Origin of the sequence: Drancourtella massiliensis (genome assembly GCF_016900655.1) — a bacterium.
In the GTDB taxonomy this organism is placed as follows: Bacteria; Bacillota; Clostridia; order Lachnospirales; family Lachnospiraceae; genus Sellimonas; species Sellimonas catena.
Window position 1 is genome coordinate 1 of record NZ_JACJKH010000036.1, and the last position, 23,687, is coordinate 23,687.

Sequence of the window (23,687 nt, forward strand, 5' to 3'; positions counted from 1 at the left end):
GGTTTTTCGTCAATTCCATTATACCAAACGGGACAGGTTTATGCCTTTTTTATTGGCTGAAATATTGAATTTTCAAGGTTCAACACACCGTATTGGTGTGGGAAGTTTTAGTTAGTTAGAATATACCCACTTAAATTGCGGCGAATAATCCGGCTAAACGAAAATTACAATTTGGTTTAGCCAGAGATTTTGTTGACAATCTATGAAATTCTGACTATAATAAAATTATAATTTGGTTTGGACGAATATTCTAAATGAAATTGACTATACTATAACCGAAGGGAGAGATTGTCATGGCATATATCAAACGAGCTGTGGAAGATACGATTGCACGGGTGTCCAAAATGTTTCCGGTGCTGCTGGTAACCGGCCCCAGACAGGTTGGAAAAACGACCTTATTGCAAAGGATGTCAGAGACAGAGCAAAGCGAAGGCATAGAGCGTAAATATGTGACTCTGGATGATCCTGATGTCCGCTATCTGGCAAAACACGATCCTGCCCTGTTTTTACAGAGGTATTCCCCACCGGTATTGATTGATGAAATCCAGTATGCAACAGAGCTATTGCCCTACATCAAAATGAGTGTTGACCGTTCTAAGAAAAAAGGTGATTTCTGGATCACAGGATCGCAGGTTTTCCGCCTTATGAAAAATGTCAGCGAAAGTCTGGCCGGACGGGTTGGAATCGTAAACCTGTTGGGATTATCCGATGCGGAAATCTACCATGAACCAAGCAAGCCTTTCCAGACAGAAGCCGGGGATTTGATGGAGCGTTTGCCTGTAAAAAGAAAAAGAGATTTGAATGAGATCTACCGTAGGATATTCAAAGGTTCTATGCCGGAACTCTATGCAGATGAAAATGTGGATTGGGAAACTTATTACCGCTCCTATGTTAACACCTATCTGCAAAGGGATATCCGGGATCTGGCACAGGTCGCGGATGAAATGCAGTTTTACAATTTTATGACGATTGTTGCTGCGTGGACTTCAAAGCCTGTTGTCTATGAAGAACTGGCGAGTGCCGCAGGTATTTCAGCTCCAACAGCCAAAAAATGGCTCTCTATTCTGGTGTCATCCCATATCATTGCGCTTATACAGCCTTATCACAACAATGCACTTAAGCGAGTGGTAAAGATGCCATTGATCCATTTCCTGGACACTGGCCTGGCATCGTACCTTTTAAGATGGGGCAATCCCGAAGCCCTGGAAAGGGGCGCCATGTCCGGGGCGTTCTTTGAGAGCTATGTTTTTTCAGAGATTTATAAGAGTTATCTGAACGCAGGAAAAGAGCCGCCTATTTTCTATTACAGAGATAAAGACCAGAAAGAAATCGACCTGTTGCTATATCAAAATGGTATTCTTTCTCCAATAGAGATCAAAAAATCGGCGTCACCGGGTAAGGCCGCGATTAAAAATTTCAAGGTATTGGAACCCGTTAGCAGGGAATCGTCTTTCGGAGGATTAGAGTCTTTAAAGGTTGAAATTGGAACCGGAAGTGTGGTCTGTATGGCAAACGATCTGTTGCCTGTGGACGAAAAGAACTGGTATGTACCCGTTTGGCTCATTTAATCAGTATTTTGCAGAAGAAACGAGGACCGAACAGCCCTCGTTTTTTCTATGTTCTTCGTGAGAATTTTTACCATTGTTAGCGTCGGGCGATTTTCGCCATTCAGAGTCGGATAAAAAACGCCAATCTCAGTCAATTTAAAATCGTCAATGCATCATGTATGTTATTAACAGTTACGCGTTTTTATACTCCGTATGTTTTGCGATACCAGCCCGTTGATGACAGCCCCCTCCCGGCCGTGTTTCCTTGCATCCGTCAACTTTTGGTTGAGTTCGCTTGCCCTTAAGAAATAAGTCTTATATCCTTTCAGGCAGCATTCCCGTCCAAAAGCCATGGCCAGATGAGTTTTGCCTACACCCTGCGGCCCAATAAATGCCAGATTTTTTCTTGCATACAGAGCAGACAGAGAAGAGAGATTTTTCAGCGACTGCACATGTTTTCCATGGAGCCTGCTGAAATCAAATCTTTCAAAGGTTTTTGGTTCGTTCATCGGAAGCTTGCTTAGCTTCAGCATTGTGTGGACCATGGAGTCGTATTTTTTTTGCTCCAGTTATTCAAAAACTCCACAGATTGCCTCCAGAGCTTCCGGCGTGAGTTCTTTTTCATCGGCATAGCTGGCCAGCTCTGCTGTATAAAGATCGATCTTCAGTGCCTTTGCATTGGACTGGATTCTTTCAAGTATTGATTCATTCATCCCACAGGCCCTCCTCAAAGTTGAATTTTTCAACTCCGGAGTGCTGTTTGGGTGGCTCTATCTGAAAAATCCGGGGTTTGACCGGCATCGATGGGACTTCTTCCGGCTGTTCTGCTACATGCTGATCCCGGCAGAAACTGTCTCTTCTCATCCAGGTAACATCATGGGCGGTCAGGACTTGCATAACGCCTTTTCTTGAAAAACGAATTTTGACACTGCCGGACAAAAAACAAAGCCCGTAAAGCCTTCTAAAACCAGGACTTTACGAGCTCTGTCAATATTAACTAAAATTTCCCTCGATTTCTTCTCTTGACGGCATCACGCGCAATGCACCTCTTCTTGTTGTGATCACCGAAGCTGCGCTGTTGGCAAACATCAGCATTTCTTTCAAATATTCGTCTGTAAGTTGTTCCAGCCCCTTTTCCAGAATCCCATTCAGTATACATCCACAGAATGTATCCCCGGCTCCGGTTGTCTCTATCGTGTCCTCCCGTAGAATTGGAGGTACCTCTATTATATTCCCCTTATAGTAAGCTCTGCTTCCTGCTTTTCCCATAGATACAAGTACAAGCGGAATCCGGTATCTGTTGTTCAGCCACTCCACACCTTCTGTGTAGTCCTTTTTCCCGGTCAGCCAGGTAATTTCATTATCTGAGATCTTCAAAATATGGCAGTGCTTCAATCCCCATTGTATCTGCTCTCTTGCCTCATTCAGATCGTCCCAGAGGGGTGCCCGCAGGTTTGGATCGAAGGAGATCATGCATCCAGCTTGTTCTGCGATCTGTACTGCTTTTCTGGTAGCATTCCTTACCTTTTCATGGGTCATGGAAATGCTTCCAAAATGAAAAATTCTGGAATTCCGGATCAGCTCTTCCGGAATCTCCTCTTCTGTAAGCATCATGTCTGCTCCTGGATTTCGATAGAAGGAGAACTCCCTGTCCCCACCCGGAAAGGTATGCACAAGAGCAAGGGTCGTATGGATCTTTTCATCCATACGAAGATACTGAGCATCGATTCCCGCTTCTTCCAAAGCGGTCTTCAACCGTTCTCCAAAAACGTCTTTCCCGACTTTCCCGATAAAAGCTGTATTTCGTCCAAGCTTTGAAAGCATGGCAAGGACATTACAGGGTGCTCCTCCGGGATTTGCCTCGAACAAGGGATTGCCTTGACCGCTGACCCCGTTTTCTGTAAAATCAATCAGCAGTTCTCCCAGTGCTGTCACATCATATTTTTTCATAGTCCCTGCAGCAGAACCAAAGTCCGCCTTACTCCTCTCCCCGTGTTCTTTCACCATGTTCCTTCAGTGTATACAGATGTACTGTTTTTTCAATGTTTACCTTAATAAAATCGCCGGTTCCATACACTGCATTACTGATCACATACTCTCCGTCATTGATATAAACTTCAATCAGATTCTTATCTGCCAGTACCTCAATCCGACATCCATCTGTCAGTTCCGGTGTCTCGGATAGCAGATGCGCTCCCTCAAAGGACGGATATACTGCCGTCCGGTCCGTTTGAATCCGGTTTCCTTTTCTTTTGATAAGGAAACCGCCGATATCTGCCGTCTCCCCGTCCTCCAGTTCAAACACCGCCATGTATCCGTCTTCCGAGGCGCAGGAAATATCCGTGATTTCTTTCGAATATGCCGCCCTCACATTCGGATGTATTCGGAAATAAATATGATTTCCCTTTCTCTCTACAATTCGCGGCAGGCAGAACATCCCAATCCAGCCTTCTTCCGCCGGTTTTGGCATCCGGATCCAGCCTTCCATCACTCTCCTGCCCTCCGAGTCACGTGTGGTCTGAGGGGCATACAGATCCATTCCATAATCTGTAAACTGATACTGATCCGGTATTTCCATCTGGCAGGTACTCTCCGTAAATTCCACCGGGAAGCATACTGACTGATTTTTCTCTTTTTCTCCGTTTTTAAGCAGTCCCATCGGGGAAACCATCAGTACGCCGCCCCCTTCTGTTTCAAAGAAATCCGGGCATTCCCACATCCATCCATAATCCGGGCCTTTCCATGCTTTATTCACATAGGTCCATGTATGCAGATCCTCACTCTGGTAAAAAAGGACTTCTCCATACTTTTCTTCCACCGTGCTTCCAATAATCAGATACCATCTGTCTTTTCCCCTCCAGATTTTAGGATCTCTCGTATGTGTCCGGTCGCCGATCTTTTTATCTGTAAGCGGAGGAATGATGACTGTTTTTCCCTCTTCATTGTCGAAGTGGAATCCGTCCTCGGAAGTAATCATAAGCTGGGCAGATTCAAACTGTTCATCCAGACACGTATGTGGATCTTCCGGATTCACAACCTCGTAGCGTACGCCGGTATAAACAAGATACAGTTTTCCGTCTTCCTCTATAGCACTTCCGGAAAAGCATCCGTTCCTGTCTTCATGGGTAGATGGATAAAGTGCCACTCCCCGATGTTCCCATGTTACCAGATCCCTGCTCACTGCATGGCCCCAGTGCATGGTTCCCCAGCGTGGTTCATACGGGAAATACTGATAAAACAGGTGATAATATCCTTTGTAGTATATGAAGCCGTTCGGATCGTTGATCCAGTTATCCGGCGCTTTCAAGTGCAATCGCTGTCTTTTCATAGCTTCCTCCATGTCTATCTTATCTTTGTTTGACCTGGGATCACATTTCCGTATAGTTGATTCCCGTCTCCTTGTCAAAGAAATGCATTTTTGACGGCATGAACACGAAATCAATCCGGTCTCCGATCTGGCTGATTTCATATTTCGATACTCTCGCCACTGCCTGTGTTCCGCCGAAGTTGAAGTACAGGTTGTTTTCATTCCCCATCACTTCTGTATCCGTGATGACCGCATACTGCCGGTTGTCACTGTGAAGATCCATATTCTGTGCATCCATCTTGATATCCTCACCGCGGATTCCAAGTACCATTTCCCCCTGGTGTCCACCCAGTTTTTTTGCCATTCCCTCTGATAAAGTGATTGTATTTCCATCGGCGAATTTCACCGTATTTCCGGAAACAGTGACATCAAAGAAGTTCATCTGAGGGGAGCCGATGAATCCGGCGACAAACTGATTCTTCGGATGATCATAAAGTTCCATAGGCTTTCCAACCTGCTGGATAATTCCGTCCTTCATAATAACAATCCGGTCTGCCATGGTCATTGCTTCCACCTGGTCATGCGTAACATATATTGTGGTTGCCCCCAGTTCTCTGTGGAGCTTACTGATCTCCGTCCTCATGCTGACGCGAAGTTTCGCATCCAGATTTGAGAGCGGTTCATCCATGAGGAACACTTTCTGATTTTTTACAATAGCGCGCCCGAGAGCAACTCTCTGCCTCTGTCCTCCGGACAGATTTTTCGGTTTACGATAGCGGTATTCTTCCAGTCCAAGGATATCAATCGCCCAGTCGACCTTTTTCTTAATCTGGTCCTCCGGCATCTTCATATTCTTCAATCCGTATCCGATGTTCTTCTCCACCGTCATATGCGGATACAGTGCGTAGTTCTGAAATACCATGGCAATGCCCCTGTCCCTCGGCGCCACTTCATTCACTTTTTTTCCATCAATATAGAGTTCTCCTCCGGTGATCTCCTCGAATCCGGCAATCATACGTAATGTTGTGGATTTTCCGCAGCCGGACGGACCTACAAAAGCAATGAACTCTTTTTCTTCAATATCAAGGTTGAAATTTTCTACTGTATTTTTATCTGATCCAGGGTACATTTTGCAAATATTTTTAAATTCTATAAAACTCATCTTCTTATCCTTCCTTTGAACCTGTTGATGTTACGCCTTCCACAATCTGTTTTGAGAACAGAGAGTAGATAATAATAACCGGAATCGTAACAAGAGTGATAACTGCAAGTGTCTGTCCCATCGTTGTATTTTCATTCGATGTGATGGAGTTCAGGCCGATCTGAGCCGTCAGCAGATCACTGGACGTAAATACCAGTGACGGCCAGAGGTAGTCATTCCACACATTCAGGAATGTGAATACACTGACTGTCGCCACAACTGTCTTTGACATCGGCAGAACCATGGTGAAAAAGTATTTTACCGGTCCGCAGAAGTCAAGCTGTGCCGCCTCATACACATCGTCCGGCAGACTTACGAACACCTGACGGAACAGAAAGATATTAAAGGGATTCACAATCAGCGGAAGAATATATCCTACAATTGTATTCAGCAGCCCTGCCTTTGCAATAATCAGAAAGTGAATGGTGATGACTGTCTCTGTCGGCACAATCAGCAGCATAATGATAATCATAAGCCACTGGTCACGGAATGGAAACTTGATTTTTGCCAGCGCATATCCTGCAAGTCCATTTACCACAATACTTAAAAGAATGAGAATTGCCGCATAAAAGAGCGTATTCGCCATATATCTCAAAAAACTCGTATCGGTGATAATGGAAACATAGTTTTCAAAGAAATTTCCGTCAGGTGCCGGAGGGATAAATGCCGCAACCGAATTCATATCGGCGGTAATTGCCGCATCCGGCTTAAAGGAGTTCGCCAGCATCCATATTACAGGAAACAGGAAGAAGATTGACAGGATCAGCAGTACTGCTACCAGGATCCAGTTAATTCGCTTTTGCTATTTGAAGAAAACAAAGAACGGATTTCCGGCCTTGTGGATCAGCTTGAAAGTAAATATCCCGGCAGGAAGAAAGGGGTATTTATGCCTAATGATACCCACGCAAATGTGCTCCTGAATATTCTCTTTCAAAAATACGGGAAACTTCCGGAAACATATCAGATCATCGGCTTTGACGATTCTCCGATTTCCAGAGAGGCCGTCATTCCTATGAGTACAGTTGGCCAGCAGATCTCTGTCATCGCCAATGAAGCAATGAACATTTTGTCCGCACAGATGGCAGAACGTAAAAAAAGACGACCGGAACCGTTAAAAGAGCCGGTGCATAAGATTATTCCGCCAATATTGATCAGGCGCGAAACAACAGTATAACACTACTCACCTGACACTTTTTCCGAAACCGGATACCGGAGATGCTTGCCGTATCCGGTTTTTTCTTTCTTCTTTCCCTCATTTTCTCTCATTTACTCCTGTTTCTATTGACACATCCGGTATTTTGTATTACCATATACTCAAGCTATTTGGTATTACAAAATAGGATGTGATAATTATGATCTCGACGCAGATGTTGAAAGGAACACTGGAGGGCTGTATCCTTGGCATCATCCGAAAAAGAGAAACATATGGATATGAAATTTCAGAGGCACTTGGACAGTACGGCTTCGGAAAGATTACGGAAGGAACCATTTATCCGATTCTCCTGCGTCTGGAGAAAAATGGAATGATCCGTGCCACCTACCGTCAGTCCGACGTAGGTCCGAAGCGCAAGTACTATTCACTGACGGAAGATGGGGAGACGGAGTTTCAGTCTTTTCTGACAAGCTACCGGGAATTATCCGCCGCTGTCGCTGCCCTGCTTGCCGATGTGAAGGGAGGAAATGATGATGAATAAAAGAAAAGCGTTGCAACAGCAGAATAATCATTATGAGAAGCAACTGCCGAAAGAAACACGGCAGATCCTGACCGATATTGTCGTCTATCTGAAATCCTTTCCGATCAGTGAATATCAGGTAGAACTTGTCCGGCTGGATATTACACGGATGTTACTGGAAGGAGCTGCAAGAGGGGCTTCTGCTTCCGAAGTTCTCGGAGAGGACTACAAAGAATTCTGCAAAGGCATTGTAGCAGAACTTCCGCCGCGGACGCCTTTACAGACGATCGCTTACCATGCCGACATTCTGTTCCTTGGCCTTGCGATTCTGATGCCGCTCTGGATGGTCACGGGACTTCTTGACAGCGTACAAAACGGCGGCAGCCTGATCCACGTTCCGGTCTCCTCGGGGACGATTTCCGCAACTTTGATCATTCTCGTCGTTTCTTACGCGATTGTACAGTATATTTGCAAAACTTCTCTCGAAGACGAATCCGAACAGGCTCGCCGGAAGAACCGTTTCCGTTTCATCCTGATCCTGTTCTTTGCCGTCCTGGTCTGCATGGCGCCGGCAATTCTGTTTCGGAATACCGTCCTGAACGTGCATATCGCCGTCTACATTGCAGGATTTGTGATCTGCTTCTGTGTACACAAACTGCTGGCCGCGTATACGGACTAGTTTGCTTCCCGGCCCGCCCGGCGTTATAATAAACGTAATCAAATCGTTCAGAAAATTGTCTTTAGAGGAAAGGAGAATTTAGTATGAATTGTTCAGACGTAATCCGTGAAAGAAGAAGTATCCGCAAATATAAAGAACAGGTTACAATCCCGCAGGAGGATTTTGAGAAGATGCTGGAAGCTGCCATGATGGCGCCAAGCGCATGCAACACAAGGCCGTGGGAATTTTTCGTCATTACCAACCGTGATACAATGGACAGACTTCAGGAAGCTCATCCATACACCAGTATGCTTACCACCGCCTCCGCTGCCATCGTTGTCTGTGGACGGCCGGATCTCCAGGAAGGTAAATGTGGACCTTACTGGCCGCAGGACTGCGGCGCAGCCATTGAAAATCTTCTCCTTCAGGCAAAAGATCTCGGATACGGCACCTGTTGGTGCGGCTGCTATCCTGCCATGGACCGGGTGGAAAAAATCCAGGAAATTTTGAATACTCAGAGTATTCCTGTATCAATCGTAGCGGTCGGCGTTGCAGATGAGACACCTGCGGCAAGAGGGGGATTCGACCCGGACCGCGTGACGTATATTCGGTAAGAACTTTACTCTAAAAGGAGGGGAGGGACAGAAAGCTTCTCTTTTGGAAGCCTTCTGTTCCTCCCCTCCTTTTTAGGGAAATACAAAGTGGCTTTTATATTGTCCATTCAAAAAATATTTGTTCAAAGGCAAAATAGTCACATTCCATTCTTTCCCTCTGCTTCCGTCTTGCCTAAGATATAGAGAAATGCAATGGCCGGTACACGCAAAATCGGTACCATTGTTTCGTGCCTGGTAATACCAAAATCGTCCAGGCGTTTTGTGATTAAAAAGGCGTTTGTTACTTTGGATTTTTCGTCCTTACACAACTCTACAATGGCATCTGTCTCCGCAATGTGGGATTGATTACGATATTTTACTTCACAGAGAATCTTCTGGCGAGGAAGTTCCACTACCACATCAACCTCTTTCTGATTATCCTTTGCCTTTCTGAAATATCCCAGTTGTGCCGGACTGCCCTGATAGAAGGAAACCATATGCTTGTAAACAGTTGTTTCCACCATTGCACCAAGTTCCTTTTCATCCGAAAGTACATCGTCAATCATCAGCACAGCATTACGGATAGCCGAATCAGCGACAAATATTTTCGGTTTCCCTTTTAGCGAACCTTTGCTTCCCACATTCATCGGCTTTGCCAGATAAATGAGATTGGACATTTCCAATGCCTTGATATAACTGTCAATTGTTGTGATCGAGATATTCTCCAATTCCTTGGCTGCGGTAGTTGCATTAAAAATCTCCGTAGAATTCATACACAGGTAGAGAAACAGCTTTTCCATCAGCAAAGGACTTCGTATATTAAATAGCGACAGTACATCGCGCTTAATAACTTTATCAACCACATCTTCTCGCAGCATCCTTTGGGCATAAGCATCGTCGTCCGATAATACCAGCTCCGGAAAGCCTCCAATCATAAGATAACGGTTAAAATGATTTTGCAGAGGAATGAATTTATTCATCAAATCACCAAGTTGTGCCAAACCATAGCCTGGAAGCTCTGATAGACGTAAATCCTCCGGCAGAAGAGGCAAGTCCAGATCAAGTAACCTGCAATACTCATAAAATGACATGGTCGGTATTTTGAGAACACTCCATCGACCTGTACCGCTGTCTGCAGAACCCTTTTCTAAAATAGGACTGGCAGATCCTGTGGCAATCAGGCGAATATCCTTTCTGCTATCATAAATCACCTTCATCCAAAGTTCCCAATTTTCAGTATACTGCACTTCGTCAAAGAAAATATACCGTATGCCTTCGATAGGATACATAGATTCATAAATGGACAGCACATTTTCCACATTGACAAGTTTCAGAATCGGATTATCAAAAGTAGCGTACAAAATGTTTTTAGGATTGACTCCCTCATCAATCAGATGCTCAATAATCTGATATAAAATTGTCGTCTTACCTACACGCCTCATACCAGACAAAACGGCAAACCTCCGGATGCTCTTATGTGTAAGCGTTTTCAGAGCTTCATAATATGCCAGCCTCTTTTGAGGCTTACTTTCTTCCTTTATAGCAGAAGGTGTACGCCACCACGGATTATACTGTTGCAATACTTTTATAACCTGTTCATCACTTACAATTGCCATAATACACCTCCATAATAATATTATTCCGTTGGAATTCAACTATTATACAATTCATTTTTCTTTGTAGTTTGCAAAGTATATTATAGCAATAGTTTATGCAAATTGCAAATCATACTATGGAAATAGTCCATAATTTTACTTTAATTTTTTTAACACCTCCCCAATATCCCCATCCACGCAGACCGACCGCTCCGCAATCGGTTCCGGTGCCGCAGCCTCCCCGTAGTTTACACAGGCATATACTGCTTTCGGGTTTTGATTTGTTTTCTGCCAGAATGGGTACTTGATGATTCCCGGAGTGTTAAATCCGACTCCAAGCTCCAGAAACAGGATCTTTCCATTCTGGTGTCTGCGCAGGAAATCCGCATACCGTTCTGCTGCCCGGTGCCATCCTTCATCTTCCACAAAGGTATCGTCTGCGCGCAGATTCATTGCCATCGGTTTCCCGCATTTCGGACAGTAAGGGACAAGTTCCGACGGGATCTGCCGTTTTGGCACTGTTCCATCCGTCAGAATCAGTTCTCCATTCTCCGCAATCTCAAATCCCTGTGCCTGTACCATTTGCCGAACCATTTCTTCATTTTCATAATTTTTCGGATGGCACGGCTTACTGCACTGGAACAGACCATAATCCCCCTGGGTGTAGAAAAGGCGGTGTTTCTCAAATCCTTCCTTCTGAAAACAGTGATCTACGTTGGTAGTCAGAACAAAATAGTCTTTGTCTTTCACCAGATCGAGCAGTTCGTCATAGACCGGTTTCGGTGCATCCATATAGCGGTTGATCCAGATATAGCGGCTCCAGTATGCCCAGTGTTCCTCCAGCGTATCATGCGGGTAAAATCCGCCGGAATACATATCATGAAATCCATAGCGTTCCTCAAAATCAGAAAAATAGTTCCGGAAACGTTCTCCGGTGTAGACAAATCCCGCGGAAGTGGAGAGGCCTGAGCCCGCGCCGATAAGCACACTCTCCGCCTCATTCAACACTTTTTTCAGTTTCTCTATATTCATTTCCCCGGACTCTCCCGGTTTTTTCGACCACAATCTTGATAACATCTTTCTCACCTCATACTCGTTCTATTGCCGATACCGGACAGTGCTCAGAGCAGTTTCCACAGTGCAGACAGTGTTCCGGACTGATGTGATACGGTGTTCCTGCAGCTCCCGGTGTAACACACCTCTGCGGGCAGACCGAAACGCAGAACCGCATGCAGATGGTGTCTCTTCCGGTTTGTCAGCTGCTCCGCACGCTGTGCCGCATGCTGCCGGTGTTTCCTCCGCTTTTCCTGCTGCTCCGCATGCAGATGCCGGTGCTTCTTCCATTTTTTTGCTCCATCCAAACAGATTCAAAAGTGACATATTCTGTTCCTCCTTTTTTGTCGTCAAACGACTTCCCGTTTGCAGTTTTATTGTACTGCCGGGAACTTCCTGAAAAAAGTACGCACTAATCTATTACTTAGTTACCTTTTTATAACCCCTGGATTCAACTGGCATGTTACATTCAAATCTGATATAATATTCCCAGCAAAACTATTGAGATGAGGTGACGCCAGATGATGACAAAAGAAGAAATGCCGGCCTGTCCTGTGGCAACGACAGTACAGCTGATCGGAAGCAAATGGAAACTGTTGATTCTGAGAAATCTTCGGATGCGGCCGTGGCGTTTTAATGAGCTGAGAAGAGACCTGGAAGGGGTCAGCCAGAAAGTGCTGACAGACAGTCTCCGGGCGATGGAGGATGACGGGATCATCACAAGAACAGTTTATCCGGAAGTGCCGCCGCGGGTGGAATATGCCCTTTCCCCTCTTGGTAAATCCATGGAGCCGATTCTTGATGCCATGGAACAGTGGGGCAGTGCATATCAGAAAATGATGAACGAATGATACGGGAGGTACATACATGATCAGAAGTTTTTTACCTGTTGGGCAGGGTGCCTTTTATACAGAACAGTTTGACTGCGGAGTCAATGTTGTCTATGACTGCGGTTCATCCACAAGCAGGTCCGCTATCGAAAAGCAGATTGCCTGCACGTTTGAGCCCAGGGAGAAGATTCAGGCAGTTTTTATTTCCCATTTACACGAAGATCACATCAACGGACTTCCATTTCTGTTATCCCATTGCTGTGTGGAACGTCTGTACCTTCCGTTCCTGACGGAGGAAGAAATCCTTCTGACCAGGCTCATTGCCCGGCTGGAAAATACAGAATCGGAATTTTTATCCAAACTTATCGTGGATCCTTATGGGGCAGTGCAGGATTACACCCTTCCTGTCGATACGCAGACTCCGGAAATCTTTTATGTGATGCCGCAGGATTCCAGCCGCAGACCGGGCGGCAATGTCGGTGCTGTTCCTTCCGGCAAGGCAGTGGATCTGACTGTGTCCGATAGCAACCCGGACTGGGGTTATGTGCCTTACAATTTCCAGAATACCCGAAGAAGCAAGGCATTTTTCCGGGGCTTGAAGAAAAATGGATATGATAAAAAGACATTGCAGGCCTACCTTGAGACATCCGATATCTTCTCCTATGACTGGGATGATATTAAACGGATTTACCAGAAATACGCACCGGGAAGTCTCAATTCCAACTCCCTTGTCGTATACTCCGGGCCGCTTACGCCGGATCACCGCCAGATCCGCCCGTACCGCTTTTTCATGCCGGATCTGACAGAACCACAATCCGGGCGCAGAACCGGCTATCCGGACGGCTGCCTGTATCTGGGCGACTACGACGCCGGAACAAAAGAAAACTGGGACGCACTCACCGGAGAACTCTCTGCCTACATGCCGTCTGTCGGCACCGTACAGGTTCCACATCACGGTTCCATGCACAATTATAACGAAGAACTTTCCTGCGGGCAGTTTGTCCTGATCATCAGCGCAGGATACCAGAATAAATACAAACACCCGCACACAAAAGTACTGAAAGATATGCTGATGAAAAAAGTCATACATTTCTGGGTAACCGAACAGGCTGGAAGCATGGTACAGTTCCAGATTGAAGAAAAATAGAGGGATTTTAACCATTTTGGGGACGTGTTCCGATGCACCGGAACACGTCCCCAAAACGCAAAAAACGCCCGAAACCCGCATAAAATAAGGGAAAACTCAAATTGTCAGATTTTTTTCATCGGGGACAGGTTCCGAAACGCCGGAACACGTCCCCAATGAATATCATTCAAACAGGCTCATCTGGTGCCAGAGTTCTTGTTGTTTTTTCCTGCCGGCTGTTTCTCGTTGGAGCAGGTCACCGGAGAGTGATTTCAGAAACGGGCTTTCTTCTCCTGCGGATGTGAGGATCAGTTCTTCTTTGGCTCTTGTCATTCCGACATAAAGGAGCCGTCGTTCTTCTTCGAAATCCGTCTCGTAATATTCGTTTTCCAGAGGAATTTTTCCCTGTTCTGCTCCATATAGAATCACTGCCGGAAATTCCAGGCCTTTGGAGCCGTGGAGGGTCATCAGTGTCACTGCTTCTGCGGTGTACTGTTTCTCCCCGCAGCGTTTCAGATCGCTTTCTACTCCAAGTTCCAGCATTGTCAGAAGTTCTTCTATCGTTTCATAGCATACTGCCATCCGGGATAGTTTTTCCATGGCTTTGTTCGTCTCCATTCCCATCTCCCGGATCCATTCTTTCAGAAGTTCTGCCGGGCTCTGTTCCTGGATTTTCTTTTTCCAGACTTGTGCCGTCTCTTCAAACAGCAGACTGCCAAGGGGATTTCCTTCTCCGTCTGCAAACAGAAGGCTTCCTTCTTCTTTTGCCGCCGTCTGTTCCGAATCCAGAAGGTACCGGAAAAAGGCTGCGCTCCGGCGGACGGTCTCGTCTTTCAAAAAGGATTCTCTTCCGGATACCACGTACGGAATTCCTTCTTTTCTCAGACAGTTTTCCAGAAGTTCTCCCTGCCGGTGTGTCCGGTACAGTACTGCGATTTCGTGGAAGCTTCGGATTTTCCGTTCTTTTTCTTCGGACGTCCGCTGGGCCTCCAGCATTCCGATCCCGCCTGCCATGCGTCCGATCTCTTTTGCCACCGCGATTGCCTCTGCCATTTCTCCGCCGGTCTTTAACATCCGGACCGGAACGCCGTCTTTCTGGTTTGGATGGAGGATCCGCTCTTCTCCCGGATTTTCTGAAATCACGGCAAGGGAGCTGTTTAAAATCTGCGGTGTACTCCGGTAGTTTTCTTCCAGCCGGACCATGCTAAGATCCGGGAATTCCCGATGCAGTCTTTCAAAGCAGCGGGCATCCGACCCGCGGAATCCGTAAATCGCCTGATCCGGGTCTCCGATCACAAACAGGCTTTCTCCGCCCCGGTTCCACTCTTTCATCAGTTCATACTGCACCGGGCTGATATCCTGAAATTCATCGATCAGCAGATGTCCGAACGGCTTTCGCCATCCTTTCTCTTCCGGATACTCCTTTAATAGCCGGACCGTCTCCAGGAGCAGATCTTCAAAGCTAAAGAGTCCCCGGCCTGCCATTTCTTCCCCATAGGCCTCATAGGCTGCTGTCCTGCCCGATTCCTTTTGTCCCTTCTCTCCAGTCTCTTCCGGATGCATGATCTGCATTTCCTTCCATTTGGCCGCCTGTTCCAGAAACTCCTTCGGCTCTTCGTCGATTCCAAATCGTGCCAGAATCTCTTCTGCCAGACGGATGCACCGGGTTTCATCCGCCAGAAGAACCCGGACTCCACGCTCCTTCAGGAAACGCAGACAGATGGCGTGGAATGTTCCCGTCTGAAGTCCGGCAAAACTGCTACCCTGCTCTCCAGCCTGCTGCAGCCGGTCCCGGATTTCTCCCGCTGCCTGGTTCGTAAAGGTCACTGCCGTAATCCGATCCGGGTTTATCTTCTGGTCATTCACCAGATACAGAAGTCTCGCAATCAATGTCTTGGTTTTTCCGGTTCCCGGTCCTGCAATGACATCCGTCCTTCTGTCCAGCGAATGTGCCGCCTTCTGCTGCTTCTCATTAAGTCTGCCCGGATTCTTTCCGGCATTTTCCGCCTGCCGTTTTCCTGTTACTTCTATAGCTTCTTCCTGCTTTTCGTCCGGCTCTTTTCGCTTCGCCGTCACGGCCTCCGAAGCCTTCACTTTTTTCTCCCGTGTTTTTCCGGATTTTGCCTGCTTTCCTACCTCTTCTTTCACTCCCAGCATACTGAAAAAATCCATCTGCCCGTCTGTCTCATTACGCTCTTCCTCATCGAAAATCCGGACTTTTCCGTATTCTCCGTCAAATCCCGGACTCCATGTCACTTTCCCTGCCCGGAGCCGTTCGATTCCTTCTGCGATCAGTCTGCCGGACACATGCCGGATCTCTTCCACCGGAATATTCCGCAGAATCTCAAATTCCGCCCCGAGGCTTGCCGTCAGCTTCTGGTACTCCCGCTGCACGCCCTTGCTTGCGGAACTGTGTCCCAGAGCCGCCCCGATGATTTCCGGCAGCGGGATCAGACTTTCAAACCGCTTTGCTCCCGGTCTTTGATACTGTTCCGGCCGGTCCGCCATCTGCTCAATCCGGTGGGACACTCCGATCGTGATCTTGCGCCCGCACACCGGGCAGATTCCGCCATACTTTTCGGTCTCTTTCGGGCTCAGGCAAAGCCCGCACTTGCGGTGCCCGTCCATATGATATTTTCCTTCCTCCGGGAAGAATTCGATGGTTCCCAGAAGTCCCGCTCCTGTCTCCACCGCGGTTTTCAGTCCCTGATAGGAAAGCTCCGTATCCAGAAGATTCGCCTCCCGCCCGAGTTTTGCAGGAGAATGGGCATCCGAATTGGAAATCAGCTGGAACCGGTCCAGAGCCGACACTCTCCAGTTCATCGGCGGGTCGGAGGAAAGCCCGGTTTCCACCGCATGCACGTAGCCGGAGAGGTCTCCAAAACATTCTTCCACGGAATCAAACCCTGAGAACGCACCGAACATGGAAAAATGCGGCGTCCAGATATGGGCCGGCACATAGACGGCCTCCGGACACAGTTCCAGAATGATTTCAAGCAAGTCATGGCAACTAATGCCGAGGATCGGTCTTCCGTCCGAATGAATGTTTCCGATTTCTTCCAGCTTTCTGGATATGATCTCTGCCTTCTGAAGATCCGGAAGCAGAATCAGACTGTGTACTTTCCTCACCTTTCCGCCCTGCTTGTAAATCGAACTGATCTCCCCGGTAATCACAAAGCGCGGAATCATATGATCAGGTGCCGAGTCCTCATGGATCCGGTATTCCTCTTTCAGGACATAGAGACCGTTTTCATCCTGCCGAAGTTTCTCCTTTAACTCTTCCCGCCATGCCGGATGGGTGAAATCCCCGCTTCCGACAAGGTGGATTCCCTTTCTTCTTGCCCACAGATCCAGATGTTCCGGTGTGCAGTCTTTGCTGGTGGCTCTGGAATATCTGGAGTGGATATGTAAATCCGCAATATACATCGCACAAAACTCCTCATTTGTAAAAATAGAACTACCGAAATTGTAACGCGGTCTGAAGATCCGGTCAAGCCGGACACGGGAAAACAAACTCCCGGGCATTATAAAAAGGCCCCGGTACACTACTGTATACCGAGACCTAAAATAGCATCCCTCTAAAACATTCTTCCTCTGATTTTCGTCCAGACATGGGCCTGTACATACTCATATGCACGGTCATAGATAAACAGTGCAACTTGGCCTGCAATCCAGATTCCGGCCGTCATAATCGGGGAAAGTTTCTGCCCGCCCAGAATCAGTTCTTCAAAAAATATCAGCATCGGAATATACATGACATTGAACGCCATATATTTGACTGCCCAGAAAATAGTCTGCCGCTGTGTCCGGCTGGAACGTCCCAGAAATCTCCATGCCGCTTCGATGATCACGATATAAAGCCCCATCGCCGCAAAGGAGAAAACATAAAACTTGTTCGGTGCAATCAGAAGACCGAGCAGAACATCCGCCACATAAAAGGCCCCTCCTGTCCTCATTCCGAACTCCCTGATTACAATACCTACAAAAAATGAAGCAGCTGCAAGCAGGAAGAGCGTATTCGTCTCAATCACGCTTCCGAGAGACATACAAACGACCGACAGTGCAATGAACAGACCGCAGAACGCCATCATTTTCCCTTTTACATGCATGAACAAAGATCTCCTCCCATACATTCACACAGCGTATCCGCCAGCCACAAATCACAGCACATATTTCCCGTACCGCAGGATGAGTTTCCACCGTATCCGCCTCCGTACGGATTATTCTGATATCTTCTGCTGTTCCAGTCAATCTGATTTAGCAGCTGACGGTACTGCACATTATTCGGCTCCATATTCACTGCCTGTGCGGCATGTTCTCTTGCTACAACCAGATTTCCGATCCCCGCATTTGCCGCACCGCTTGCGTAATACCACATCGCGGTCCGGTTCGGCATCCTGTCCAGAAGATTGAGCGCCTCACGGTAGCGTCTGTTGTTAATATAGTTAAAGACTGCCTGCATCTCAACGTCGTTGCTGTTTCCGCCGTAGGAAGAGCCTCCGCCATAGGATGAACCGCCCCCGTAGGAGTAACCGCCGGAGCTTCCGCCCGATGCACGCTCTTTCATAATCTCATCATATGCTTCCTGTACTTCCTTAAACTTCTCCTCGGCAAGATCTGCCAGCGGATTGTTTACATTCGCGTCAGGATGATATTTTCTTGTTAACTCTCTATATGCTTTTTTTACTTCTTCGTCAGATGCGTTTGGGGATACACCCAATACATCATACGGATTCTTTGACATGATCCTGTTCCTTTCCTTCCTGCTTTTTCATCTGAATTAATCTATAACGATTCCACACTCCATCATACAGGATATTTCTCAAAATGTCTACATCCAAAAGGCACGGAAGCTTTTCAAATTCTGCGCTGCACTCCGCGATCATCATGCAGAGAATCCCCCGGATCCGCTCTTCAAAATCCTCTTCTTCACAAATTCTGATGAGCGGATTGTAGCAGTGTTTTTTCCTGTCTTCCTCCAGATCATCGTACGCGTCCATCAGATAGATGAACTTTCCGAGAAAAATTCCGATTCTTCGAAGTGTTTTTTCCCATACATCCTTTTTGTAAACAAAAAGCTCTGCCATCATCCGCCCGAAGTACCCGGAGACCCGGTCCAGATCCATACAGTTTTCTTTTTCACACTTTCGGATACCCCGCAGCGCCTTTTTGATCACCCGGCTCTGGCGTGGATATTTTCGAATGATCCTGTCTGCCTTTTTCCGGAGTACTCCCTTTCCGGCGAGGGCCGCCGGTTTCTTCTCGTCTGCCCAGTCATCCTCCAGATGATAATAGGCGAGCAGCAGGTTCATATCCGCCGCATATTCTGTAATTTCATTTCTTCTCATCGTCTGCTTTTTCACCGGATGCACCTTACAGCGCCTCTGTTCTGTCTTTGTCTCAGTCTCATACAGCGAAGTCAGAAGAATAATCGCAAACGTCATATCATAGGTCAATGTCATCTGCCCCGAAAATCCATATTTTTCCTTCAACTCCTGACACAGCCCGCAGTAATACGACCTGTACTTTCGAAAATCTTTTATTTTCAGTTCCGGTTCACAGACTGTCACATATCCAAACATCAAACTACTCCTGTTCTGCTGTTTTTTCTTCCTCTGCATTTACGATGCGAAAGGTTCCTTTACACTGCTGTTTTACCCCGTATAAAATCTGATCCGCTTTTTTGTATAATTCCACGAACGGAATTCCGTGATCTGCATAAATCCCTCCAAAAGATAGGGAGGATTTGCTTTTCGGGTACTCCTGATCAATTTTTTCCTGATATACCGTGCTGATTCCTGCCAGTTTATTCTCGATTGCCGGAATGCTGGTACATGGATGCACAAAAATCACAAACTCATCGCCTCCAAGCCGGATGATCACATCATCCCGCCGGAAGCAGTGCTTCAGCTCCTCCGCAACATACTTTAAGACATTGTCTCCTTCGTGATGGCCGTAGAAATCATTAACCTCCTTGAATCTGTCAATATCCAGCATCAGGAAGATATAAGGTTTGCCGTTTCCAAGTTTCTGTGCAACCATCATTTCGCCGCCTCTGCGGTTGTAAAGTCCGGTCAGCGGATCTGTCACGGATTCTACAAACAGATTGTTTTTTATACGCACATTTTCAGAAATATCGACGATCAGGCTGATTACCGCCCTTCGACCGTCCTGTGTGGTGATCACTCTTCCCCGGTCATAAACCCACACAAAATTCCCGTCTTTTTTCATCATTCGATATTCAATCTCGTATTCCCCATGTTCCTGACATTCTTTTTCTGCTGCGGCAATTGCTTCATCCTGATCCTTCTTCCAGATCCGGTTCAGTACATTTCCTCCTGTTGCCTGCATGAATTCCTCATATGTATATCCAAGCAGGTCCAGAAGCTTATTATTGACCATGTAAATCGGAAAACCGTCCTCCATATACCCTCCGATCACACCGCTCGGCATCGTCTCGCAGATGATATCGAGAAGTTCACGCCTGGAAATCTGATCCAGTTTTCCACGGCGGTTTGACAGAATGCGGAATGGAAACCGTTCCTCTTTTTGAATATAACCTTCCAGCAAAGTCCGGTGAAGAACTGAAATCCTGTATTGCCCGTTCTCCTCCACAACAGTGGCCGTTACTCTGGCAATGCTTTCATGTTCATGCTGTTCTTCCCCCTGCATTGCAATCCCGATCTGACAGTAGCAGTCCCAGGAATGTCCGTCCCGGTTCTTTTCCCTGTAATCCGTGATCTGATATAAAATCGGCTTTGCGACACTGTTCAATTCTCCCTCCAGGAACTGGATAAACACTTTCCGTCCGAACACTACCTCGGAAGCGCCCAGAAAATAAACATCTTCTGTCATCAGCGCTGCCGCACTTTCTGCGTCGCGCTTTGTCAATGCATAGTTATAAAACTGATTTAAAGTCTGAAAGACCGGATTGTATTCCCACGTCTTTCCTCCTTTTTCCTTACACTTCATGATTTCCGTTCCCCTTTTCCATATACTTCCTGTCGAATTCATCCTCATCAATCGGCCTGCTGTAGTAATATCCCTGACCGTAGCCGCATCCCAGTGTCCGGATCAATGTTTCATTTTCTTTTGTTTCCACACCTTCCGCTACAGTAGAAATCCGAAGCTTCTTTGCCAGATCCACTACCTGTGCCATAATAATCTTCTGCCGTTCATCTTCTTTCCCCGTAATCGCTGACAGGAATACCCGGTCCATCTTCAACTCATCGATATGGAGTTTTCCAAGTGTATTAAAAGAAGAATATCCGCTTCCGAAATCATCCATGGAAATGCGGAAGCCTTTCTCCTTTAACTGATCGATCTTCTCATTGAGTTCATCAATATTTCCTGCGGCAAGTCCCTCCAGAATCTCAAGCGTAATCAGATCGCCCGGAATCCGGTACCGTTCCAGAACAGCACATAGATTCTCCACATAGTCTTCCTCGTAAAAGAGGATCTTTGACTGATTCACGGAAATCGGAACCGGTGTGATCCCGGCATCGATCCACTCCCGGATTTTCCTGCAGACATTTTCCACCATATACATATCCAGGCTGGAACAGAACCCATTGCTTTCAAACAGCGGGATAAACTGGTTCGGATAGATGATTGTCCCGTCTTTTGGAATCCATCTGACAAGCGCTTCTGCGCCTCCAAGCTTTCCCGTCCTCATATCCATCTTCGGCTGTAAAAACATCCGGAACTCTTTGTCCTTCAGCGCCTGATGCATATGACTTTCGATGTAGTTCTGCAACGTTTCCTGCTTGTGAAGCTCCACGTCATAAAACCAGACATTATTCCGGTCCGTTCCTTTGGCCGTCTGAAGTGCGAACATTGCATGCGTCATCATCATTTCTGCGGAACTGTCATCCCGCCGCACAGCCACTCCACAATAGATCATAATCTGATAGTTGTGATGCTGGCTCAATGAAAAACGGCTGATCTTTTCCATCATTTCATAGAGACGCTCTCTGATCGCTTCTTCATTCTGCCCTTTTAAAATCATCCAGAAAAAGTCACCGGTATCTCTGCAGAAATACTCTCCCGGATTCACACTTTCCTTCAATACCTGACTGATATGACAGAGAAGTTTATCCCCCTGCGCGCGCCCGAATATTTCATTGATAAATTTAAACTGATGAATATTCAGAACGCAGACACTGTACTTTTCCGGTCCTGACAGCGCATCCTTCATTTCCTGCATAAAGCGGACCGTATTATATGCTCCTGTCAAAGAGTCATAGTAAGCAAGCTCAATCAGCTGTTTATGATTCTTTCTCAGCATCTGGTACCCATAAATCAGCAGAAATACGCTCAGACAAAGGACTCCGATAAAAATTGCCCTTGTAACATTGATCATCTGATAAATGGGCGCATTCACCCCCTGCATTGTATCAACACAGAAAAGGTACCAGCCATTCAGGCCGATCGGATTCAGATAAATCTGATACGCCGTTCCCTGATACCGGAATTTACTGAACACGCTCTCATCATTATCGATCGCTTCCCGGATTTTCTCCTTTTCTGCCTCTGTGATATAGTTCCCGTCAAAAATACTCTCCACTCTTCTATTGACGACTTTATTTTTAGAACGAATCAGAAACTTCCCTTCCTTTCCGATCATATGGACATAACCATAACCGTTCATAGCCGTCTTATCATCCAGAATATCTTCAAATGCTTCAATGCTGTCTTTCGCAGTCAGCACACCTGTGATCTCGTCTCCCTGATAGACAGGAACAGCATAGGAAAAAACCTTTTCCCCGGTCCGGGCATCCTCATAGACTCTGGACACCGCGCTCTCCCCCTGCCACGCCTCTCCGATACTCGCCTGCAGTTCCTCTTCCAGATCTTCCACACGGACATTTTTCTTAATCTCTCTATCAACTGTCACCCGGATTCCATCGCCGTCTTCCGTAAAATAACCCATCTGGATAAAACTGTTATGCCGGTTCGATTCATAAAGACCGTTCGCGAAGGCATCCGTATCAATCATGCTGATCGTATTGCTGAACCGGAAGAAACTCGCCAGCGTCTGGAGTGTCTGTTGATCCATCTTGATTTTACGCAGTACATTTGCCTTGTATTCTTCCGCCTCTGAAATCATCTGCGTTGTCATGGTATCTTTCTGCACCCGGCCAAGCGAGGATGTAATAAAGCCTCCCCCGAGGAACAATAGAATGCTGATCACCACAACTACCGCTGTGATTTTCCTCAGCCTTCTCATCAACTGTTTTTCGCTCATATTTCCACATCCTTTAACATGCTTTTATCATAAATTAGAGAAGTATGAGGTGTCAAGGAGTGCATGGAAAACTCTAAAAATTGACTTTGTGTATGACAGCTTCTATGGTAAAATAATCTCATATTTTAAAACGTCACGGAGGTGAAACTAATGCTGACTATACGTAGGATGACAAAAGAAGATATACCAGACATGGTCAATATCCAGGTGAGAAGTTGGCAGATCGCATACCGTGGAATCGTAGATGATTCTTATCTTGATTCCATTGATATCGAAGAGAAGATTTCTAAACGGGAACAGGATTATCTCGAAACGGAATTTATCGTTGCTGAAGAAGACAGTAAAATTGTAGGGTTCTGTAGATATACAGATAATAATCAGTTCTCTCCTTTTATGTCTGATATAGACTGTGAACTGATTGCACTGTACGTAGCCCCTTCTCTAAAAAGAAAAGGTATTGGCAAAAAGCTCTTCGAATATACTAAAAATGATCTTATTAATCGCGAAAGGGAATCGATGATTATCTGGTGTTTAAAGGATAATGAACCATCTAAAAAATTTTATCAGAAAATGGGTGGGAAAATAGTTGCCGAAAAAGCTGTCGATATGGGTGGCAAAACTTATTACGAAGTGGGCTTTGCATATAAAATATGGAGCTATCGGGAAATAGATAGTCCAAATCAGGGGCAGATGTGACTCATACGAGTCACATCTGCCCCTGAAATTTATCCTCTAAAAAGAGAAAAAAGATGGCTAACGACAACCATCTTCCTCTCCGTTCCATGTTATAATGGAACTATGCTAAAACAAGATTATTATAACGATTTTTTTGAAATTGGGCAACAAAAAATTAACTT

Annotated in this window: 24 protein-coding genes and 1 pseudogene; 8 read left to right on the forward strand and 17 right to left on the reverse strand. The window is 46.3% G+C overall.

Annotated elements, in window-relative coordinates; all coding sequences use genetic code 11:
• Nucleotides 1-314: 314 nt before the first annotated feature.
• Entirely contained in the window at nucleotides 315-1,568 is a 1,254-nt protein-coding gene (locus tag H6A32_RS14540; RefSeq protein WP_430749595.1) for an ATP-binding protein, read from the forward strand.
• Between the two features lie 164 nt (nucleotides 1,569-1,732).
• On the opposite strand, the gene H6A32_RS14545 is transcribed toward H6A32_RS14540, so the two are convergent.
• The 7 genes from H6A32_RS14545 to H6A32_RS14575 all read right to left on the reverse strand — a co-directional run bounded on the left by H6A32_RS14545 (nucleotide 1,733) and on the right by H6A32_RS14575 (nucleotide 6,782).
• Nucleotides 1,733-2,092 carry an ATP-binding protein gene (locus H6A32_RS14545; RefSeq protein WP_087169005.1) on the reverse strand — a complete coding sequence of 120 codons (360 nt, stop codon included), beginning with the start codon at nucleotides 2,090-2,092 and terminating at the stop codon, nucleotides 1,733-1,735.
• Nucleotides 2,093-2,116: 24 nt separating this feature from the next.
• Nucleotides 2,117-2,260 carry a hypothetical protein gene (locus H6A32_RS14550; RefSeq protein ID WP_158099195.1) on the reverse strand — a complete coding sequence of 48 codons (144 nt, stop codon included), beginning with the start codon at nucleotides 2,258-2,260 and terminating at the stop codon, nucleotides 2,117-2,119.
• Nucleotides 2,253-2,411, reverse strand: coding sequence for a hypothetical protein (locus H6A32_RS14555; protein ID WP_204864706.1), 159 nt, complete (start codon nucleotides 2,409-2,411; stop codon nucleotides 2,253-2,255). Before H6A32_RS14555 ends, H6A32_RS14550 begins: the two co-directional genes overlap by 8 nt.
• Before the next feature lie 129 nt (nucleotides 2,412-2,540).
• Nucleotides 2,541-3,497, reverse strand: coding sequence for a carbohydrate kinase family protein (locus H6A32_RS14560; protein WP_204864707.1), 957 nt, complete (start codon nucleotides 3,495-3,497; stop codon nucleotides 2,541-2,543).
• 28 nt (nucleotides 3,498-3,525) lie between these two features.
• On the reverse strand, nucleotides 3,526-4,875 hold the full coding sequence (locus H6A32_RS14565; protein WP_204864708.1) for a glycoside hydrolase family 32 protein: 1,350 nt from the start codon (nucleotides 4,873-4,875) through the stop codon (nucleotides 3,526-3,528).
• A 40-nt stretch (nucleotides 4,876-4,915) separates the two neighbouring features.
• Nucleotides 4,916-6,016, reverse strand: a complete 1,101-nt coding sequence (locus H6A32_RS14570) for an ABC transporter ATP-binding protein (RefSeq protein ID WP_138373620.1) — start codon at nucleotides 6,014-6,016, stop codon at nucleotides 4,916-4,918.
• Nucleotides 6,017-6,020: 4 nt separating this feature from the next.
• Nucleotides 6,021-6,782 (reverse strand): carbohydrate ABC transporter permease, encoded by a 762-nt coding sequence (locus tag H6A32_RS14575; RefSeq protein WP_191434478.1) that lies wholly within the window; start codon nucleotides 6,780-6,782, stop codon nucleotides 6,021-6,023.
• Nucleotides 6,783-6,893: 111 nt separating this feature from the next.
• Between H6A32_RS14575 and H6A32_RS14580 the strand changes: the two genes are divergently transcribed.
• The 4 genes from H6A32_RS14580 to H6A32_RS14595 all read left to right on the forward strand — a co-directional run bounded on the left by H6A32_RS14580 (nucleotide 6,894) and on the right by H6A32_RS14595 (nucleotide 9,000).
• Complete coding sequence (locus H6A32_RS14580; protein ID WP_346342293.1) at nucleotides 6,894-7,229, forward strand: substrate-binding domain-containing protein; 336 nt, start codon at nucleotides 6,894-6,896, stop codon at nucleotides 7,227-7,229.
• Nucleotides 7,230-7,407: 178 nt separating this feature from the next.
• Nucleotides 7,408-7,749, forward strand: coding sequence for a PadR family transcriptional regulator (locus tag H6A32_RS14585; protein ID WP_191427882.1), 342 nt, complete (start codon nucleotides 7,408-7,410; stop codon nucleotides 7,747-7,749).
• Nucleotides 7,742-8,407: a hypothetical protein gene (locus H6A32_RS14590; RefSeq protein WP_204864709.1), complete on the forward strand. Its 666-nt coding sequence runs from the start codon at nucleotides 7,742-7,744 to the stop codon at nucleotides 8,405-8,407. The genes H6A32_RS14585 and H6A32_RS14590 overlap by 8 nt, the downstream gene beginning before the upstream one ends.
• An 83-nt stretch (nucleotides 8,408-8,490) precedes the next feature.
• Nucleotides 8,491-9,000: a nitroreductase family protein gene (locus H6A32_RS14595; protein WP_204864710.1), complete on the forward strand. Its 510-nt coding sequence runs from the start codon at nucleotides 8,491-8,493 to the stop codon at nucleotides 8,998-9,000.
• A 137-nt stretch (nucleotides 9,001-9,137) separates the two neighbouring features.
• Here H6A32_RS14595 and H6A32_RS14600 read toward each other — a convergent pair whose 3' ends face one another.
• The 4 genes and pseudogenes from H6A32_RS14600 to acgA form a co-directional block, all read right to left on the reverse strand.
• Nucleotides 9,138-10,634: an ATP-binding protein gene (locus H6A32_RS14600; RefSeq protein ID WP_243424951.1), complete on the reverse strand. Its 1,497-nt coding sequence runs from the start codon at nucleotides 10,632-10,634 to the stop codon at nucleotides 9,138-9,140.
• Nucleotides 10,635-10,730: 96 nt separating this feature from the next.
• Entirely contained in the window at nucleotides 10,731-11,651 is a 921-nt protein-coding gene (locus H6A32_RS14605) for an SIR2 family NAD-dependent protein deacylase (RefSeq protein WP_243424952.1), read from the reverse strand.
• A gap of 10 nt (nucleotides 11,652-11,661) precedes the next feature.
• On the reverse strand, nucleotides 11,662-11,805 hold the full coding sequence (locus tag H6A32_RS14610; protein ID WP_204864711.1) for a 4Fe-4S binding protein: 144 nt from the start codon (nucleotides 11,803-11,805) through the stop codon (nucleotides 11,662-11,664).
• A 47-nt stretch (nucleotides 11,806-11,852) separates the two neighbouring features.
• Nucleotides 11,853-11,954: pseudogene (gene acgA / locus H6A32_RS16735) on the reverse strand (ACGX-repeat peptide); the annotation flags it as partial.
• A 194-nt stretch (nucleotides 11,955-12,148) separates the two neighbouring features.
• Here acgA and H6A32_RS14620 point away from each other — a divergent pair.
• Nucleotides 12,149-12,478, forward strand: coding sequence for a winged helix-turn-helix transcriptional regulator (locus tag H6A32_RS14620; RefSeq protein ID WP_138373614.1), 330 nt, complete (start codon nucleotides 12,149-12,151; stop codon nucleotides 12,476-12,478).
• Between the two features lie 16 nt (nucleotides 12,479-12,494).
• Nucleotides 12,495-13,604 carry an MBL fold metallo-hydrolase gene (locus H6A32_RS14625; RefSeq protein ID WP_204864712.1) on the forward strand — a complete coding sequence of 370 codons (1,110 nt, stop codon included), beginning with the start codon at nucleotides 12,495-12,497 and terminating at the stop codon, nucleotides 13,602-13,604.
• Between the two features lie 162 nt (nucleotides 13,605-13,766).
• Here the strand turns inward: H6A32_RS14625 and H6A32_RS14630 are convergent, their stop codons facing one another.
• The 6 genes from H6A32_RS14630 to H6A32_RS14655 all read right to left on the reverse strand — a co-directional run bounded on the left by H6A32_RS14630 (nucleotide 13,767) and on the right by H6A32_RS14655 (nucleotide 22,830).
• Nucleotides 13,767-17,009 (reverse strand): UvrD-helicase domain-containing protein, encoded by a 3,243-nt coding sequence (locus tag H6A32_RS14630; protein WP_204864713.1) that lies wholly within the window; start codon nucleotides 17,007-17,009, stop codon nucleotides 13,767-13,769.
• A 152-nt stretch (nucleotides 17,010-17,161) separates the two neighbouring features.
• A complete protein-coding gene (locus H6A32_RS14635; RefSeq protein ID WP_204864714.1) occupies nucleotides 17,162-17,692 on the reverse strand; it encodes a hypothetical protein in 531 nt (176 codons plus the stop codon).
• Nucleotides 17,683-18,327: a DnaJ domain-containing protein gene (locus H6A32_RS14640; protein WP_087168988.1), complete on the reverse strand. Its 645-nt coding sequence runs from the start codon at nucleotides 18,325-18,327 to the stop codon at nucleotides 17,683-17,685. The genes H6A32_RS14635 and H6A32_RS14640 overlap by 10 nt, the downstream gene beginning before the upstream one ends.
• A complete protein-coding gene (locus H6A32_RS14645; RefSeq protein WP_204864715.1) occupies nucleotides 18,308-19,165 on the reverse strand; it encodes a DUF5685 family protein in 858 nt (285 codons plus the stop codon). Before H6A32_RS14645 ends, H6A32_RS14640 begins: the two co-directional genes overlap by 20 nt.
• 4 nt (nucleotides 19,166-19,169) lie before the next feature.
• The gene (locus H6A32_RS14650; RefSeq protein ID WP_204864716.1) at nucleotides 19,170-20,555 is read right to left on the reverse strand and encodes a diguanylate cyclase domain-containing protein; all 1,386 of its coding nucleotides are present in this window, start codon (nucleotides 20,553-20,555) and stop codon (nucleotides 19,170-19,172) included.
• Nucleotides 20,545-22,830: a bifunctional diguanylate cyclase/phosphodiesterase gene (locus H6A32_RS14655; RefSeq protein WP_204864717.1), complete on the reverse strand. Its 2,286-nt coding sequence runs from the start codon at nucleotides 22,828-22,830 to the stop codon at nucleotides 20,545-20,547. The genes H6A32_RS14650 and H6A32_RS14655 overlap by 11 nt, the downstream gene beginning before the upstream one ends.
• A gap of 150 nt (nucleotides 22,831-22,980) precedes the next feature.
• Between H6A32_RS14655 and H6A32_RS14660 the strand changes: the two genes are divergently transcribed.
• A complete protein-coding gene (locus tag H6A32_RS14660; protein ID WP_275950830.1) occupies nucleotides 22,981-23,526 on the forward strand; it encodes a GNAT family N-acetyltransferase in 546 nt (181 codons plus the stop codon).
• Nucleotides 23,527-23,687 lie beyond the last annotated feature (161 nt).

Bases quoted from the DNA above. Each gene is read 5' to 3' on its own strand.
- H6A32_RS14640 (WP_087168988.1), bottom strand. From the start codon at position 18,327: ATGTCAAAGAATCCGTATGATGTATTGGGTGTATCCCCAAACGCATCT.
- H6A32_RS14565 (WP_204864708.1), bottom strand. From the start codon at position 4,875: ATGAAAAGACAGCGATTGCACTTGAAAGCGCCGGATAACTGGATCAAC.
- H6A32_RS14660 (WP_275950830.1), top strand. From the start codon at position 22,981: ATGCTGACTATACGTAGGATGACAAAAGAAGATATACCAGACATGGTC.
- H6A32_RS14550 (WP_158099195.1), bottom strand. From the start codon at position 2,260: ATGAATGAATCAATACTTGAAAGAATCCAGTCCAATGCAAAGGCACTG.
- H6A32_RS14635 (WP_204864714.1), bottom strand. From the start codon at position 17,692: ATGCATGTAAAAGGGAAAATGATGGCGTTCTGCGGTCTGTTCATTGCA.
- H6A32_RS14650 (WP_204864716.1), bottom strand. From the start codon at position 20,555: ATGAAGTGTAAGGAAAAAGGAGGAAAGACGTGGGAATACAATCCGGTC.
- H6A32_RS14575 (WP_191434478.1), bottom strand. From the start codon at position 6,782: ATGCTGGCGAACTCCTTTAAGCCGGATGCGGCAATTACCGCCGATATG.
- H6A32_RS14610 (WP_204864711.1), bottom strand. From the start codon at position 11,805: ATGCGGTTCTGCGTTTCGGTCTGCCCGCAGAGGTGTGTTACACCGGGA.
- H6A32_RS14545 (WP_087169005.1), bottom strand. From the start codon at position 2,092: ATGGTCCACACAATGCTGAAGCTAAGCAAGCTTCCGATGAACGAACCA.
- H6A32_RS14605 (WP_243424952.1), bottom strand. From the start codon at position 11,651: ATGTTATCAAGATTGTGGTCGAAAAAACCGGGAGAGTCCGGGGAAATG.
- H6A32_RS14570 (WP_138373620.1), bottom strand. From the start codon at position 6,016: ATGAGTTTTATAGAATTTAAAAATATTTGCAAAATGTACCCTGGATCA.
- H6A32_RS14595 (WP_204864710.1), top strand. From the start codon at position 8,491: ATGAATTGTTCAGACGTAATCCGTGAAAGAAGAAGTATCCGCAAATAT.
- H6A32_RS14625 (WP_204864712.1), top strand. From the start codon at position 12,495: ATGATCAGAAGTTTTTTACCTGTTGGGCAGGGTGCCTTTTATACAGAA.
- H6A32_RS14620 (WP_138373614.1), top strand. From the start codon at position 12,149: ATGATGACAAAAGAAGAAATGCCGGCCTGTCCTGTGGCAACGACAGTA.
- H6A32_RS14555 (WP_204864706.1), bottom strand. From the start codon at position 2,411: ATGAGAAGAGACAGTTTCTGCCGGGATCAGCATGTAGCAGAACAGCCG.
- H6A32_RS14560 (WP_204864707.1), bottom strand. From the start codon at position 3,497: ATGAAAAAATATGATGTGACAGCACTGGGAGAACTGCTGATTGATTTT.
- H6A32_RS14585 (WP_191427882.1), top strand. From the start codon at position 7,408: ATGATCTCGACGCAGATGTTGAAAGGAACACTGGAGGGCTGTATCCTT.
- H6A32_RS14655 (WP_204864717.1), bottom strand. From the start codon at position 22,830: ATGAGCGAAAAACAGTTGATGAGAAGGCTGAGGAAAATCACAGCGGTA.
- H6A32_RS14630 (WP_204864713.1), bottom strand. From the start codon at position 17,009: ATGTATATTGCGGATTTACATATCCACTCCAGATATTCCAGAGCCACC.
- H6A32_RS14645 (WP_204864715.1), bottom strand. From the start codon at position 19,165: ATGTTTGGATATGTGACAGTCTGTGAACCGGAACTGAAAATAAAAGAT.
- H6A32_RS14590 (WP_204864709.1), top strand. From the start codon at position 7,742: ATGAATAAAAGAAAAGCGTTGCAACAGCAGAATAATCATTATGAGAAG.